Origin of the sequence: Selenomonas sp. oral taxon 126, from assembly GCF_001683335.1 — a bacterium.
GTDB lineage: Bacteria > Bacillota > Negativicutes > Selenomonadales > Selenomonadaceae > Centipeda.
On record NZ_CP016201.1, the window covers coordinates 764,334 to 778,480 of the forward strand.

The following is a 14,147-nucleotide window of genomic DNA, read 5'->3' on the forward strand; positions in this document are numbered from 1 at the left end:
ATCCATCTCACTTTCTATCCTGCGTCAACGATGCGTGACGCACGCAAATCACATTCATTTCGTTGTTATGGATGGGAATATTTTACTATAAAGTAGAAGTCACGTCAAACACGGGCAAGCTCGATCTCGGGCGCACGCGCAATCAGCCCATCCTCTGCCGCGTATTGATAGAAAAGCCGCAGCCCCGCAAGCGTCTCCGCGTCCAGCTGCCAGACCACCGCGCTGCCGAGATATGCCCGCAGCTCATCGCGCGTGAACCGCCCGTCTGCGAGCACCTCGCCGATTGCCGCATCCTTCACCCGATCCCAGTCGCGGAACGCCGCCGCAATCCGCCCGTGCACCATGCACAGCTCCTCGGGATGCGACGCCGCAAACGCGCGCGCCGCCGCCCAGATGCCGAACACCATGCGCATGCCCGTGAGCCGCTTCCACTCGCGTGCAAGATCGTAGATGTAGATCCCATCGGGCGGGTGATGATACAGTTCGAGCGCATCATCCCCGATGAAGAGCGCGCCCGCCGCCCCCTCGGGCACGGGATTGGACGGCACGAGCGTCCGCGTCTCGTAACGTGGAGCAGCATCGTAGGCGCGGTGCAGGATGATCTTCAGCAGGGCGTGCGAGGACGCCGATTTATCCGAGAGCAGGACGCGCCCGTCCTTGATCTCCTCCGCAGGGGTGCGCGAGACGAGCAGCACACTCCGCACATCGCCGTCGGACGCAATGCATACATCCGGCAGGATGAGCAGATCCTCCGCGTGCCGCGCATACGTGATCGAGGACACCCCCGACACATCCAGATTCTTCGCCTCAAGCCGCCCGTTCAGCTGCGCGGGCGAGGCGCGCAGGATATCCAGCCCCTCCGCCGCGCCGTGCGCGAGCGCATACGTCAGCGGCAGCACATTCAAGAACGCAATATGACCCAGCCGCAATGCCATACACATCCCCCTCTCAATTCTCCTCCTATTATAATCCTTCTTCGGCAAAAAATACAGTATTTTGAAAATACGCTTTTTCTATCCCCATCCCACACTCTTATACAGTTCCCTCAACCCCAGCAAATACGGGCTTTTACACGGTTTTTAAGGAAAAGTTTCGCGAATCTCCATCAGAGTATTTTTCAGTGATTTTTGTAGGCATTGTAGACAAATTGTAGACAAACAAAAACAGAGGGACGGCGCACGATACGCTGTCCCTCTGTTCGTTTATATGCTTCTTTTACGACTGGTTACGCTTGCGGCGGGCGCGCTCCATGCGCTTGCCGATCATGACACCGTAGGCGAATGCACCCACGGCAACCCAGAGCGGTTCTTTGCGGTCTTTCGCCAATGCGCTGAGTTCCTCCATGTGTGCCGACGGTACAGGCGCGAGATTCGAGTATGTGATGGCAGTCATGTCACGCCGCCTCCCGTCCGAAAATCTTCTCAAACACGGGGATGACGCTGTCATAGTAGCGCCATGTCTCGACTTCCTTCACGCTGTGCTCGGACTTGCTGTAGAACAGCTTGCCGTACTCGGGCGTCTTGAGCTTGTGCGCGTTCGCGAGCTTGCCGATCTTGTTTGCCGACACGCCGAACATCGCGCCGATCTCCGTTGCGGAGTACGTCTTGCGCTCGACTTCCTGCAAAGGCAGGACAGGAACGCCGCCGTTGAGTGCCTCTGCCGACTTCGCCTGCAGGATGTAGCGGTACTCGGGGATGTCGATCTGCGCGGCGATCTTGAGGTACTGGTTCGACTCACGCACACGAGCGTTCAGCATACGGGCTTTGAGTTCCTGCTCCTTGAATGCCTGCTTCTCTTTCGGAATGGTGTTATACGAGCCGGTCTTGCGGATGGAGGGCAGGACTTCGGACGTGACCCAACGCTTGAACTGTTTTGCCTTGGGAAGTTTCGAGCCGAAAATAAGCGCATAGACACCAGATTCGTTGATGATGGTCAAATTCGGGTTTCCCTGAATACCGTCGCGAATCGCGACGGTATTCTTGTCCTCATCGTCAACATGCTTTGCCAACGCATCGCGGGTATTGCTGTACCCGAGAATGTCCGCAACATCCTTACCAACGAAATACGGCTCCCCGTTCTTGACCATAGTCCGAACTTTGCCAAACTCTGCATTCTCGTAAATCTGAATCTTGTTTTCCATTATGCATTTTTCCTTTCTCTCCCCGAAGATTCATGCTATAATGGATTTAGCAATTCCTTCGGGGTTGTGCTATGGGTTTCGCTTTTTCCTTTGGTTGGGATGAGGAGCGAAACCCTATTTCTTTTGCCCTAAAAGCAGTTCGATTCCTCGACGTATCGCTTCCCCTTTTGTGATGTTCACTTTCTCACAATAGGCTTGCAAGCGAGATTCTGTATCAGCGTCTAGCCTAACGCTATATCGAATGTCTTTAGGATTATCCGCTTTTGGGCGTCCGATTTGTGGACTCATACAAGCCCTCCTTTTTGCCACACGTTTATTTTAATTAACGTGTGACAAAAAATCAAGAGGTTTTGAAAAATTTCTGCCCAACCACAGAAATTCCATAAGAAAAGCACTCTGCGTTATTTGCAAAGTGCTTTTCTCATTTTACCACTCAGCGACGTTATACATGACGGTCGCGCCCTTATAGCGTGACCCATCGAAATGCGCCAACGCCTCGAAGCGGCCCTGCTCATAGCCGATGGTCATGAGCGCCTTGCCGTCAATGACGGATGCACCCGCCTTGATGCGATGGTCTTTTCGGAGGTTGATCTTGTATACGTCAACCTTCTGATCTGCCGGTGGCAGGTCTTTCCCGTCCTTGTCCTGCGTGATCGGCGTAACGACCGTCCGATCTGTCTTTTCCCGTGCCGCCCGTGGCAGTGACGGATTGTCCTCCTTGATCTGCCGCTCGACCACCTGCGCCGCGCGCTCCACGGTCGGCGCCTGTACGTAGTATGTAGCCGCTGGAGCACGCTGCCCCGCCTGTACCTCCGCAAGTCTCCGCTGCAAGGCCTCTGCGTTGCTCTTGGAGATGTCGAGCTGCGCCCGCAGCCGCTCAGCGTCTTGCGTCTCCTCCTGCTTCATGACGGTGGGCTTTTCCACTGCGGTCTGCTCTGCTGCGGAGTGTCTGCCGATGGCGTATGCGATGCCGACAAGCAAGACAAGCAGGATGCACAGGATTGCCAGAAGAGCTGTTTTGTGCTTTGTAGCAGCACTCTTTGCCCGTTCAAGCATTATATGCGCCTCCTCACTGCGCCGCATAGAAATTCGCCTTGCCGACAATCGTATCCATCATCTCATAGAGATACTCCCCCGGGCACGCCGTCGACATCAGCTCACGGTGCCCGACAACGTGGTCGCGGTCAATCGGCAGCCCATAGTCCGTACAGAGGTTTGCAAGCAGCATCGCCGCGCTCTCGATCTGTGCGGGCGTAGGTTCTGCCTCCTCGAAGTTGCCGCAGACATGGATGCCGATGGTATAGGAATTGTGCCTGTATGCGTGCGCACCCACCGTCCAATGCGGGCGCCCCTGCTCCACTGTGCCGTCCTTACGGATGACGTAGTGGTAGCCGATGCACGTCCAGCCCTGCCCCTTGTGTGAGGCGTCAATCTCCGCCGCCGAGAGGTCGTCATCCGAAGGATTGCCCGTGTGATGGATGACGATTTTATCGGTCACGCCGCGCGTTTTCAGGTCGTCGTAGTCAATATCAAGATATGTATCAACAACTGGTACTCTCTCCATGTTATTTTTCTCCTTTCTCATCAGGCTTATCGCCCGTCCCCTTCACGATGCCGCCCTTCTTGCGGGCAAGCTCGGCGATTGCGCCCGCCTCCTCCACGCCCGAATGCTGCATATTCTCGAGGATGGAGATGAACTCTGTAATCGCCAAATATCCGATGACAAGACTTGTCGCAAATGCGGGAGCATGTGCATGCGTGAGCATGAAGTCCAGCACCGCCGCTGCAAGGACGACACCGATGTAGCTGAGAATCTTGTGCACGAACCGCTTGCGCATCTCTTCACTGCGGATGTAGCCCAGTCTCCGAGCGTTGCGCAGCCCTGTGAGCGACTGCCAGAATGTCGGCTGCTCCGTCCCGTGGTCGATGAGGCACTTACGCGAGAGCGACAACCACTTCGTCACGAGGTCGAGGCAGACGAGGAAGACAAACGCCGCGAAAATCTGCGCGTGCTCCTCCGCTGCCACGGACACGATGCAGGACAGAGCGAGCTTCATCCCCCATCCCTCCTGCAATTTCTGAAATACGTGAACCATAATATCCACCCTTTTGCTCCTTTCCGCGCACAGAAAAGGCGCACACCGTATGATGCGCGCCCACTGTGATTACCCTGCTGCCTGTCCCTCCGTTTCCTGCGGCGGGTCAGTGTCTTTCTTCACCTCGATGATGACGTGATCGCCATAGGTGATCTCATCCGCCTCCGCCTGATCGGAGGTCGCAAGATTGAACATCTCGCCCGTTTCCACGTTCGTGAACGTGAAGTTCGTGAGCGCCTGTTCGCCCTGTGGGTAGGTGATCTTCCCATTGACAATGTACTTTTTCTTCATTTTGTCCTCCTTTATATGACCTCTCCGATAAGCCACCCATAAGAAAATCCTGCACCGTAGTAGTGCTCACTCCATAGATCGCGCTTTATCTCCTCAAGATCTCCCGCCCATACTTGCGTTCGAATGATTTTTTTAACGGTAACACTGTTATTACCTGTAATGGTGAACTGAGGATATATCGTTCTTTTTGCCCCCACCTCCCCCAATCTATCACTTGCCCAAAAATCATAGGATATATCTTTGCCAAGCATAAAAGCTACACCCGCCTGTCCAAAAGATACAGTCACAGGATCGACGCAATCACATGCAAGAACATTCAAATGTTTTTGCGCAGACGAAAAGACAACTTGACCGCCACTGTTGTATATCTCTATTCCAGTACCGTGCGGTGACGGAGCACGGGTACCAAAGGACAAAGCATACATTTTCCCCTTTGCAACAACGTCATCACGAGCAACTTTTATATCATGAATGCTGCTCTTTGGATCATAAAACTCAAGAATGATCTCGCCATCGTAAAGCCTTATGAATTCTGGGCAAAACTCTTGTCCCGCATGTTCTGACAAACCGATCCCGAACAGCCAATTCTTATCCTGCCGTCCCGGGAGACGATAAAAAACGTTTCCACCAGAATCTCTAGCCTTCACAAGTGCTGACAATGGCCACTCACCACAAACCTCCAAATTGTTGAGAGTGTCATCAATTACAATAGATTCGCCCCCAAGAACAAGCGCTTCAAAGTATTTTGACATTTGTTCCTCTCCCCGTTAGTATACGCCATAGATGATCTTCGTCCTCCCTGCGCCAAGATTACGCCATAGGATTTTTCGACTTGCATTGTCAATGCGCAGAACAGGATAGGCGCCTTCCTCGTTGACGAGTAATTGAGATTCCGTTAGATACCATGGACGCATCCCAGGGTATCCATCTAAACTAATCTCCCCGTTCCCTGAAATTTCTTTCCGTCCAAGAACTTTCATTGGGCGCTTCGTCAAGTCAAGACTGAGCCCCTCGCTCTCGTTAAACACCTGTAGCCCTGCACCCATATCACCATACCCCCATTCGTACGCGCAGACGATTATTCGCATCGTAAACGCGAATCTGATTGTTCTCCATCTCCACGCGCTCTCCCCATGACCTTGTCCGCAAAAGCCCAATGTTCGCCGAGATTGCCGACAGGCTCCCGACCGAGAGCTTGTCCGCTGTCACGGCACCTGCCTGTATCATGTGATTGGCGATAATGTTGCCGTCAAACTGTGTGTTGCCCGTGATGTGCAACAGACGACCGTCAATGCGTACGCCCCACGGGGCAACATTGATCGCGGACACGACATCGCCCTGATTTACTTTGAGCTGTAAACCGTTATGAAGCTGAGTGATGGCGCTATAGCCGGAGTCCTGCGGATTGCCGGAGAGACGTGCAACGATGGATGATACGCTGTCCTGTGTTTGACGCACCTGCACGACGGTACGATCCACAATCTGCTTTGCATCGTTCGCCGTTGTCTGCGCTGCGCCCGCAGACTGTTTTGCCGACGCCGTATCCGTTTGCATATCCTGCAACTGTTTTGCAAGCGCCGCGTCAAGGTCTTTCTGTGTGATCGTCAGATTCTCGATGGACTCCTTGTCGATTTTTGTTTTGATGACTACCTCTTGCGATGCGGATAGCTCGCCATCACCGAAGGTGTCAAAGCACGCCGCCTGCACGGTATAGATACCGGCGGCGCCGGCATAGGACACAAAGGATCCCGACGTTTCGATGTTCTCATTGACACCGCCGCCCGAGATGTGCACACGCGTACCGATCACATGCTCCGGCTTGTTTTGGATGGAGACGTTAAATCCTTGCAATGTTTTTGTGACTTCGATCGTCGGTGCTGTCGGCGCAGGAAAATCATAATGCACGCTGAGCGGCTCGCCGTATCCCTTTTGCGGGTTGTGCCCATAAACAAGAACTGCGCCGCTGCGCTCTGAGAGTGATACCGCAGAGCGGATGTCCGCTGTCTTTGCCAGCAGTCCCGCCCGCTGCCCTACAGTATCATTCGTGCGCACCTCATAATAATCAATGTAGGTGTTCGTCACTGCGTCCCATGCGACGATTATAGAGCCGCCCCCTATCCGCACCTCTCCGCTATGCGGCGCATCCGGTACGGCAACGCTGCCCGCTGCGACGGTTACTGTGATGGACGCCTCTGCGGGGTCCGCAGAGAGTAGGCCGGAGCGGTTGACAGATTTGATGGCAAATGCGTACGTCCCCGAGGCAGGGATAAAATAGCTGTAACTCGTACCGCCGATGAGATCAACGAGCACATCGTCTGCACTGTCAAACAAACGGTAGCCGAGGATATCCGTCTCCGGATTCGCTTTCCAGCTGAGCTGCAGGACACTGCTGTTGCCCGCATCCTGCACAACGGAAAAGTTCTGCACTGTCGAGGGCGGCGCATCCTTCGGGGCGGTGTAAACGGTTTGCGCTACAGCCCTGCCCGCAAGTCCGAGATCGTTATAACAGGTGACGCGGATCGTGTAACTGACCGCCGCCGCAACACCCGCAATCACTGTGCTGGTTGCACTGCCGTCATAGATTCCCTGCGTTGTATACTCCGTCGCCCCCTCACGCTTGTACTCGACTTTGATCTGCTTTGCCGCCGCACCTCGCGGCAGCCGCCACGACACAGCGAGATCATAGAGCGTTGTGCCGTCAGGCAGTGTCTTAATATCAACGACAACGAGCAGATTATTGACGGTGAGCGCATCGCCCCCCGTCGAATAGTCGATGATGGGCACGTCGCTGTCATCGCTCGCATAGAGTTCTGCATAGTACTCCATGCAGGTGATCTTGCGCGTCTGTTCCGTCATGCCCTTAGTAATCGAGAGGACGCGGAAGGGCTTTGCCTCCTTCGTTGCCTCACCGAACGTATAGAGATCATCGACGGCGATCTCTGCCGCCTGTGCGAGCGTTACAACCGCACCGTCAACGCTCTGCACCTCGTAGGTATGGAGCTCGTCCGTCTTGCTGTCACGCACCATAAGACGGTACTCTTTGCCCGCATCCATCGTGACAGCGCGGTCGAGTGTCACCACCGCACCTTTGACGCTGACCACACGCCCACCGCTGCCCCACTCCGTCACATCATGCTGGAGCAGGATCACATCGCCGATCGTGCAGGCGATTGCGTCGACAAAGGCATCAAAGGTGCACGTCCGCAGCTCGTATTTATTGGCGCGGAGGGCGTGCTTGCCGTGCGCGTACGCCTGCTTGAGGTCGGTGCAGCCCATCAGCTCGATCTGCGTCGGCGTGGACAAGGATTCACTCACGTCATAATCGTCGCTGAACACGGGAAGCACATCGCGCTCGTAGTTCTTCGCAGCGTTCATAAAAGATATCTCTATGACATTCGCGCGCCCCTGTGTGCCCTGAAACTCCTCCTTGAAGCTGTCCTGCTTGATGTTGCCGACGGTAAAGAGCTGCGACGGCTGCGCCGCATAGTCATAGACGCAGGTGAATCGCGTCCCCTGCATGATGACCTTGCCGCGCCCGACCGTCTCCGGATAGCGCAGCGCCTCCCACACCTGCATCGCGCTGTCATAGATGTAGTTGAACGTATAGCCCTTTGCGGCGCACTGCTCCGCCCACGCCTTGAACATATCGTAGGAGAGGCGCTCCGCAGGTTCACCGCGCACAATATAGCGGCCGCCGATCTTCCGGCACTGATGCAGGATGTCATAGCACGCCCATGCGGGATTATCCGCGCGCTGCTCCTCGTATGTCTTTGTGTACGGATTCCAGATATAGACCTTCGAGCGTTCCTGTACCCACGTCACCGTAGGATCGTTGCCGCTCAGCTGCTCCGTTGCGAGCGCGCGGATGCCGATGAGCGCTTTGCCCGGATGTACGAAATCATCGTAAACGATCTGCGTCAGCTGGCTCCAATAGACGCGATTGACATGGCGCACAGAGGTGCCGTCCTTTGCCGCGCAGCGCATACGCACCTTATACTGCCCAGGCGGCAGATTCTCAAAACGGTAGACACGATAGATTGCCTTGTTCGTCGCCTCGCCGATGCGCCCGCCGTAGTTGCCATCAATCGCCGCCCCTGTGAGGGATTTCACCCACGCTCCGCCGCGCCGCATCAAAAAAGCATCCGTCCCTGTCACATTGCAGAGCGGCAGCCGCAGCCACTCCTCATTACTCCCGACGATGCGGCACTCCGCCTCGAGCGTTACACCCGTCCCGCTCATGCCGCCGCTGTCATTGCTGTAGTAGAGTCCATTCGGCAGCGCAACGGTCAGCTCGAGCCCCGTGCACTGATTGCCCTGTACTTCATGCGTTGACCATCCGTCCGAGAGCTCATAGTTGAGCTGCTGATCGGCGTAGCTGTCCGCAAAATTCGGAATGACTGCCTGATCATTTGTCCCGAGACGGACGTCAATCTGCACGTCCTTGTAGTTGCTGACGGGGTTCTCGTTGATGCGGATATTCCGAATGTCCTGCAGTTCGCCCTCACCCGCGCAGTAGAGCAGATGCAGATATTGCCGCGCCCCGTCGCTGATGATGTGGCGCGAGAGCAGCACACCGCCCGATTTCATACTGCCGTAGGTAATGGCAAGCGGATGCCCCTGCCCCGTGAGCGTCGATGTACCCGCCCAGCCATATGTCTGCGACTGCTCCGTATTGCTCATGTCAATGCGCGGACGATTGAGGCGCGAGACAAGGGAACCACCGATCATGCCGATTGCGATAGCCGTCACCATGCGCCAGCCCAGAGAGAGCCCGCCGAGAATTGCGCCGCCTGCGATGCCGGCCGTCAAAAAGGATAGGCCGACAGAAAGAATCATGCCGAATACCTTGCCCTCGACGTGTGGGACAACAACGACGCAGTCCCCATCCGAGGGGATTGCATCCGCTGCACAAAGGACGCCGTTGATAGAATACTGCCACGCCCCCGGCTCGCTAAAGTACGCACTGAGAGGCATAGCCTCGCGGTATACGACCTCCTGCGTCTCCTTCTTTGTCACATCGAAGGGGTTGCGGACGATGACAAGCTGTATCATGCCTTTCCTCCTGTGTACCGATAGATTCCCATAATACGCCGCCGATAGCGCTCCAACTGCTCAACGCAGACGCCCGCATACTCCGTTGAATGCAGGAATTTCCCGCCGCCGAGGCAGATGCCGACGTGATCGGCAGCGCGCCCCGTGAGATTCATCGCGAGAACATCCCCCTCGCGCGGTTCATCTGCGGGCGTCCATTCAGCAAGCCCCGCATCCGACGGCGCGCCGCACATCCAATAATCGGTATACGGGCGCAACGTAATCCCCTGTGCCGCGTACCACGCAACAACAAGCTCCCAACAGGGCAGCTCCGCCCATGTCTTACCCACAAAGTCAAGTATTGTTGGACGCATAGAGACCTCCCTGTGGTATCGTCGCCTCGCCACCAAATCGTTCGCTATTCTTGAGCTCGCGGCAGCGCCTCAAGGTCTTGTTGCATTTGCTCGCAGTCCCCTTGTATCCGCACTCAACGCCTTTGAACTTAAACGGACAATAGTCCTTCATCATGCGTATGGGCGGGAAACGCCGTGTAAAGGAAAAATCCGTGCCGAGTGTGAACGTCACCCACTCCACATCACAGGTGACACCTGTCACAACAAAGTATTCCTCTACCTCTGCAGCGTCGGGGATGTCCGTATGAAATACGCGGATGATGACCTTGCAGCCGCCGAGACCATTGTTCTCTTCGACGTAGCGCTGTATCGTCCCCGTCACGTTGGACACCGTGAGTTTGACGTTCGGCAGCTCCTTGCTGTCCTCCGTGATGTCCTCGAGAGAAAAGGGAAACGCCGTGTATTTTTGCCCGCCGAGCGTCAAATCCTCCGTATTGTTGACGAGGCGGAGCGTACTGCCTGGAATCTGCGCCTCGAGGGCGAGAATCCACACGCCGCTGGTAGAGAGTTTATTTTTCTCGATGATACTTGCCTGTGATAGATTGAGCATATTATGCCTCCGTCAGTTTGATGCCGCCCTCCCAGTATCCGTGATTGGTGCACGAGAAGGAAAAATCCCCGTCAAAACGCACATTGAATATCTTGCCGGAGAAAGAGCCGCCCGCGCCCGTCGGGTACGTCCAGCGAAACGGCACCGCCCCGTTCACTTCGCGATAGAAGGCGCGGAGCTTTTCATAGTCGCGCTCAGGGAGTGCCGTCCACGAGAGCTCGAAGGACATGGGCGTGCGCGTGAATCGCTTGCGGGCGATGATGACCTGATTTTCGAGTTTGCCCTTGATCGCTGTGTCGGGGATCGTCTCCTTGATCGGATAGATCGGCGGCTTGATGCTCGGAAAGTCCATTATACCGCCCCCTTAATCACGTCACGCATCCCGTTGCGGTTCGTTGCGATCGCGTCAATCATAATCGTCGTGACCCACTCCGAGCCGTTGAACTTCGTCTCTGCCGTGCCCGTCATGCGCTCGTTTGTGTTGTTGTTGACGATGACGCGGATGCTCGGCGCCACAGATGTGCCACCCGACAAGGAATTCATGATGCGCCCCGGTTGCGTCGGTCGGAAAATCTCGGGGCCGCGCTCGCCGACAATGTACGCCTTGCCCATCGAGACGGGGCCTCCTGTCGCACGGAAGCCCGGCACCGCGGCATTTGCCTGCGATGCAGGGATGCTGCCGCCGAAAGCCGGCATAATCATCGAGAGCCAGCGCGTAATCATCTGGTTCATCACGAATTTCACAATGGCGTTCAGCATGTTTTTCAGCATATTCGAAAACGCGTCTTGAATCCCCTTGAATCCATCCGTGAGGACGTTTTGAAAACCGCTCGTAAATCCGTCTGCCATCGATGTAAAGAGCGAATCCGTCAGCTCCTTCATCTGCGCCCCTGTGTCGCGTAGGCGCTCGTATTGCTCCTCAAGCGTTGCGCGGAGAGCTTCCTGTGTTGTCTGCGGGGACTTGCGCAGGGCTTCGAGCCTCTGCCGATCGAGCTTTGCCATCTCAGCCGCTGCCCACTGCTCCACAGCGACACGCGCCTCGGCGGAGTCCTTTGTCAGGGCAACCTCCTTCAGGCGGTTCTCCTTCTCACGCGCAAGGCGGGTCACGCCGATCTGGTATGCCGCCTCTGCTTCGGCGCGGGTGTCCTTGTTCACCTGCGCCCACGCAAGCGCCGTTTCATTTCGGAGGTCTTCGTTCGCCTCGCGCCAAGCCTTCGTCACCTTCTCCTTGACGATGTTCGCGTACTCCTCGAGTTTTGCGCGCAGTGCCGTTGTGTCAATGCCGAGGTCGGATGCCTCCGCAATCTCGGTCTGCATCTGCTCCATCTTCTGAGATAGGGCGTCCATGCCCTTTTCGTATGCCGTGCCGACCTCGTTTGTAACGTCGTGCGCAAGGGACGCGACACTCTGACGCACCTTCTCGGTGAGGCGCTCAATCCGCTCCGCGAGACGCTGTGCCTCACGCTCTGCGGCGTTTGCTCCCGCACGTCCGCCGGAAGATGCGCCCTGCGGCACACTGCTCCATGCGTCCCCGTCGTCCGATGTATCTTCATCGTCCTTTGCCGGAGGCGCGTCTGTCCGATACGGGATGATGATGCCGTCGTCAGGAGCACCGCTGTCGATTGCCTTGCGGCTGCCGAAGCCGTGCATAGCAAGGGACACGCGTCCGCGCTCGCGGGTCTCTTCGACCGCGCCGCCAACCCAATCCATAACTGCAGTTATTCCATTGCCGAGGCTTGTTGCCGCCTTGACAACGGCAAGCTCCTTGACCGAGGCAATCGCCTCATCCACAACGGCGATGAAGTCGCGCACATAGCCCGCCGCCGTCGCCATTGCACTATAGACAAAGTCCGCTGCAGCTTGAAACGCTGCGGCAAAGGTATCGACTATCGGCGAGACAACGTCGGCGATCTCCGCCACAAGCCCCGCAATGAACTCAATGACCGCCGTACAGAAGTCTGAAACAGTCTCCCTGACAGACGCCCACAGTTCGAACATATCCGCATAGATTGCATCACAGGCCGCTCCTGTTTCCTGCTGCATCTCTGCATAGCTGCTGAGAACCGCATCCAGCATATCTGCAACCCTGCCGATCGTGTCGAGAATGTTTTCTCCGATGAGACTGATGATCGGCGCGATGGGGCGTAGCGACGCAACAGCGATATTGCCGACATCCAGCAGAACTTTCGCAACCTTGAGAAGCCCCTGCAGGAACGGCTCAAGCAGGGGCGCAAGGTCTGCAAACACCTTCCTTGCGGTATCCCCGAACACCGTCACCTTCGCAAGCAGATCGTCGGGCAGTATCCCCGCAAAGAGATTCTTCCCATCCTGCGCGTTCGCAAGCATCATATCCGTGATGTTCTTGATCTCGATGAGGACGCACTTTGCCTCCTCAAAAACAGGAAGCCCCGAGAGGCCGAACGCCTGCCCGAGATTGTCCTTGATATTCGACAGCACGCCATCGAATGTCTCGGACTGCTTCTTCATCATCTCGGGGAAACGCTCGTTCATGCCGTCAATCAGTGCACGGATGGCAGTATTGGCATCAATCCCCTGATCCGCAATATTGGCGAGCTGCTCCTGCGTAAGACCAAGGTTCTTCGCAAGAATATCCTTGACGGGCACGCCAAGCTGCGCGAGCTGCATGACATCGTTGCCCATGAGCTTACCCGTCGTGCGAATCTGCCCGAAGACAAACGCGAGCTGCCCGAAGCCCGTCTCTCCCTTGCCCAGCCCCGAGGCGGCGTTACCGAGTGCCGTAAGCGTCGGGATGAGTTCGTCCGCATTGTAGCCAAATGCGAGGAGCTGCTGCGCTGCATCGCGGATGCCGGGCATCTCAAAGGGGGTCTCGGCGGCGAACTTTTGCAGTTCCCCGATCACGCTGTTCGCTTCCTCTGCCGATCCAAGCATCGAAGTGAATGCGACGCGCGTCTGTTCCAGCTCGGCGTTGTAGTCGATGAAGGCGTGTTTTGCCGCAGAGAGTGCTTCCGCAACGCTGCCGATGCCGACGGCAGCAATCAGTGCCCCCTTTGCAATCCCGCCCAGCTGTGATGTCACTTCTTCTGCGCCGTGCAGGTCGATGTCAATCGTCTGATCCGTGAGATTGTTCAGCTGATCGAGCACGTTCTGAATAATACGCCCCGCCTCGTCACGTGCCCGTATGAGCACCGATATGATCGGGTTTGCCACGTCATTTCACCTTCTTCAAAAGCACGGATTCAAGTGCCTGTATTTTGTGCAGCATCGCCGTATCGAGCGTTATGCCGAGAATCCCGGCAACGTGGCGCAGCGCTGTGTAGTCCACGCCAACAATGCCGCCAAAAGATACACGGAGCTGCGTCTGCACATGCCGCCACAGGTACCACGCCTCTTGGTTCTCGTCCATCAGTGCCGGAGGTGCCTGTTCACAGCCGTCGCAGGGCGGATATCTTCCCTCCTGAGCATACAGGTCTCGGCATGCCGCGCAGTATTCACGACGCGCCGACAGCTCCCACCGATAGACGGCCTCTAGTTTTTTACTTCGCGCTCACGTCCGTACGTCTCTGCATAGGTATCCGTTGCGATGCGGAGTGCCTCGTTATAGGGCATGTCATCGGGAATCTGCCCTGCGTAGATGTGTTCCAGAA

At 56.3% G+C, this 14,147-nt stretch carries 15 protein-coding genes; all 15 read right to left on the reverse strand.

Annotated elements, in window-relative coordinates; translation table 11 throughout:
- Positions 1 to 104 precede the first annotated feature (104 nt).
- The 15 genes from AXF19_RS03300 to AXF19_RS03370 all read right to left on the reverse strand — a co-directional run bounded on the left by AXF19_RS03300 (position 105) and on the right by AXF19_RS03370 (position 13,906).
- The gene (locus AXF19_RS03300) at positions 105 to 935 is read right to left on the reverse strand and encodes a menaquinone biosynthesis protein (protein ID WP_066844985.1); all 831 of its coding nucleotides are present in this window, start codon (positions 933 to 935) and stop codon (positions 105 to 107) included.
- 280 nt (positions 936 to 1,215) lie between these two features.
- Positions 1,216 to 1,392, reverse strand: coding sequence for a hypothetical protein (locus tag AXF19_RS14210; protein ID WP_157092470.1), 177 nt, complete (start codon positions 1,390 to 1,392; stop codon positions 1,216 to 1,218).
- A gap of 1 nt (position 1,393) precedes the next feature.
- Positions 1,394 to 2,140 carry a BRO-N domain-containing protein gene (locus AXF19_RS03305; protein WP_066844988.1) on the reverse strand — a complete coding sequence of 249 codons (747 nt, stop codon included), beginning with the start codon at positions 2,138 to 2,140 and terminating at the stop codon, positions 1,394 to 1,396.
- Between the two features lie 114 nt (positions 2,141 to 2,254).
- Positions 2,255 to 2,428 (reverse strand): CopG family transcriptional regulator, encoded by a 174-nt coding sequence (locus AXF19_RS03310; protein ID WP_066844991.1) that lies wholly within the window; start codon positions 2,426 to 2,428, stop codon positions 2,255 to 2,257.
- Between the two features lie 138 nt (positions 2,429 to 2,566).
- The gene (locus tag AXF19_RS03315) at positions 2,567 to 3,196 is read right to left on the reverse strand and encodes a glycoprotease (RefSeq protein ID WP_172837352.1); all 630 of its coding nucleotides are present in this window, start codon (positions 3,194 to 3,196) and stop codon (positions 2,567 to 2,569) included.
- Positions 3,197 to 3,209: 13 nt separating this feature from the next.
- On the reverse strand, positions 3,210 to 3,704 hold the full coding sequence (locus AXF19_RS03320; RefSeq protein ID WP_066844998.1) for a peptidoglycan recognition protein family protein: 495 nt from the start codon (positions 3,702 to 3,704) through the stop codon (positions 3,210 to 3,212).
- 1 nt (position 3,705) lies between these two features.
- Entirely contained in the window at positions 3,706 to 4,197 is a 492-nt protein-coding gene (locus AXF19_RS03325; RefSeq protein ID WP_237141681.1) for a phage holin family protein, read from the reverse strand.
- A 108-nt stretch (positions 4,198 to 4,305) separates the two neighbouring features.
- Positions 4,306 to 4,527, reverse strand: coding sequence for a betaine-aldehyde dehydrogenase (locus tag AXF19_RS03330; protein ID WP_066845004.1), 222 nt, complete (start codon positions 4,525 to 4,527; stop codon positions 4,306 to 4,308).
- Positions 4,528 to 4,538: 11 nt separating this feature from the next.
- On the reverse strand, positions 4,539 to 5,279 hold the full coding sequence (locus tag AXF19_RS03335; RefSeq protein WP_066845006.1) for a hypothetical protein: 741 nt from the start codon (positions 5,277 to 5,279) through the stop codon (positions 4,539 to 4,541).
- Between the two features lie 295 nt (positions 5,280 to 5,574).
- Positions 5,575 to 9,579, reverse strand: a complete 4,005-nt coding sequence (locus AXF19_RS03345; protein WP_066845022.1) for a host specificity factor TipJ family phage tail protein — start codon at positions 9,577 to 9,579, stop codon at positions 5,575 to 5,577.
- Positions 9,576 to 9,932, reverse strand: coding sequence for an NlpC/P60 family protein (locus tag AXF19_RS03350; protein WP_066845025.1), 357 nt, complete (start codon positions 9,930 to 9,932; stop codon positions 9,576 to 9,578). Before AXF19_RS03350 ends, AXF19_RS03345 begins: the two co-directional genes overlap by 4 nt.
- Positions 9,913 to 10,521, reverse strand: a complete 609-nt coding sequence (locus AXF19_RS03355; protein WP_066845028.1) for a DUF1833 family protein — start codon at positions 10,519 to 10,521, stop codon at positions 9,913 to 9,915. Before AXF19_RS03355 ends, AXF19_RS03350 begins: the two co-directional genes overlap by 20 nt.
- 1 nt (position 10,522) lies before the next feature.
- Positions 10,523 to 10,873, reverse strand: coding sequence for a hypothetical protein (locus AXF19_RS03360; protein ID WP_066845031.1), 351 nt, complete (start codon positions 10,871 to 10,873; stop codon positions 10,523 to 10,525).
- Entirely contained in the window at positions 10,873 to 13,710 is a 2,838-nt protein-coding gene (locus AXF19_RS03365; protein WP_066845034.1) for a tape measure protein, read from the reverse strand. The genes AXF19_RS03360 and AXF19_RS03365 overlap by 1 nt, the downstream gene beginning before the upstream one ends.
- A 1-nt stretch (position 13,711) precedes the next feature.
- Positions 13,712 to 13,906 carry a DUF1799 domain-containing protein gene (locus AXF19_RS03370; RefSeq protein WP_066845037.1) on the reverse strand — a complete coding sequence of 65 codons (195 nt, stop codon included), beginning with the start codon at positions 13,904 to 13,906 and terminating at the stop codon, positions 13,712 to 13,714.
- Positions 13,907 to 14,147: the final 241 nt, after the last annotated feature.

Excerpts from the sequence above, each read along its gene's own strand:
- AXF19_RS03300 (WP_066844985.1), bottom strand. The coding sequence starts at position 935 with ATGGCATTGCGGCTGGGTCATATTGCGTTCTTGAATGTGCTGCCGCTG.
- AXF19_RS14210 (WP_157092470.1), bottom strand. The coding sequence starts at position 1,392 with ATGACTGCCATCACATACTCGAATCTCGCGCCTGTACCGTCGGCACAC.
- AXF19_RS03305 (WP_066844988.1), bottom strand. The coding sequence starts at position 2,140 with ATGGAAAACAAGATTCAGATTTACGAGAATGCAGAGTTTGGCAAAGTT.
- AXF19_RS03310 (WP_066844991.1), bottom strand. The coding sequence starts at position 2,428 with ATGAGTCCACAAATCGGACGCCCAAAAGCGGATAATCCTAAAGACATT.
- AXF19_RS03315 (WP_172837352.1), bottom strand. The coding sequence starts at position 3,196 with ATGCTTGAACGGGCAAAGAGTGCTGCTACAAAGCACAAAACAGCTCTT.
- AXF19_RS03320 (WP_066844998.1), bottom strand. The coding sequence starts at position 3,704 with ATGGAGAGAGTACCAGTTGTTGATACATATCTTGATATTGACTACGAC.
- AXF19_RS03325 (WP_237141681.1), bottom strand. The coding sequence starts at position 4,197 with ATGAAGCTCGCTCTGTCCTGCATCGTGTCCGTGGCAGCGGAGGAGCAC.
- AXF19_RS03330 (WP_066845004.1), bottom strand. The coding sequence starts at position 4,527 with ATGAAGAAAAAGTACATTGTCAATGGGAAGATCACCTACCCACAGGGC.
- AXF19_RS03335 (WP_066845006.1), bottom strand. The coding sequence starts at position 5,279 with ATGTCAAAATACTTTGAAGCGCTTGTTCTTGGGGGCGAATCTATTGTA.
- AXF19_RS03345 (WP_066845022.1), bottom strand. The coding sequence starts at position 9,579 with ATGATACAGCTTGTCATCGTCCGCAACCCCTTCGATGTGACAAAGAAG.
- AXF19_RS03350 (WP_066845025.1), bottom strand. The coding sequence starts at position 9,932 with ATGCGTCCAACAATACTTGACTTTGTGGGTAAGACATGGGCGGAGCTG.
- AXF19_RS03355 (WP_066845028.1), bottom strand. The coding sequence starts at position 10,521 with ATGCTCAATCTATCACAGGCAAGTATCATCGAGAAAAATAAACTCTCT.
- AXF19_RS03360 (WP_066845031.1), bottom strand. The coding sequence starts at position 10,873 with ATGGACTTTCCGAGCATCAAGCCGCCGATCTATCCGATCAAGGAGACG.
- AXF19_RS03370 (WP_066845037.1), bottom strand. The coding sequence starts at position 13,906 with ATGGACGAGAACCAAGAGGCGTGGTACCTGTGGCGGCATGTGCAGACG.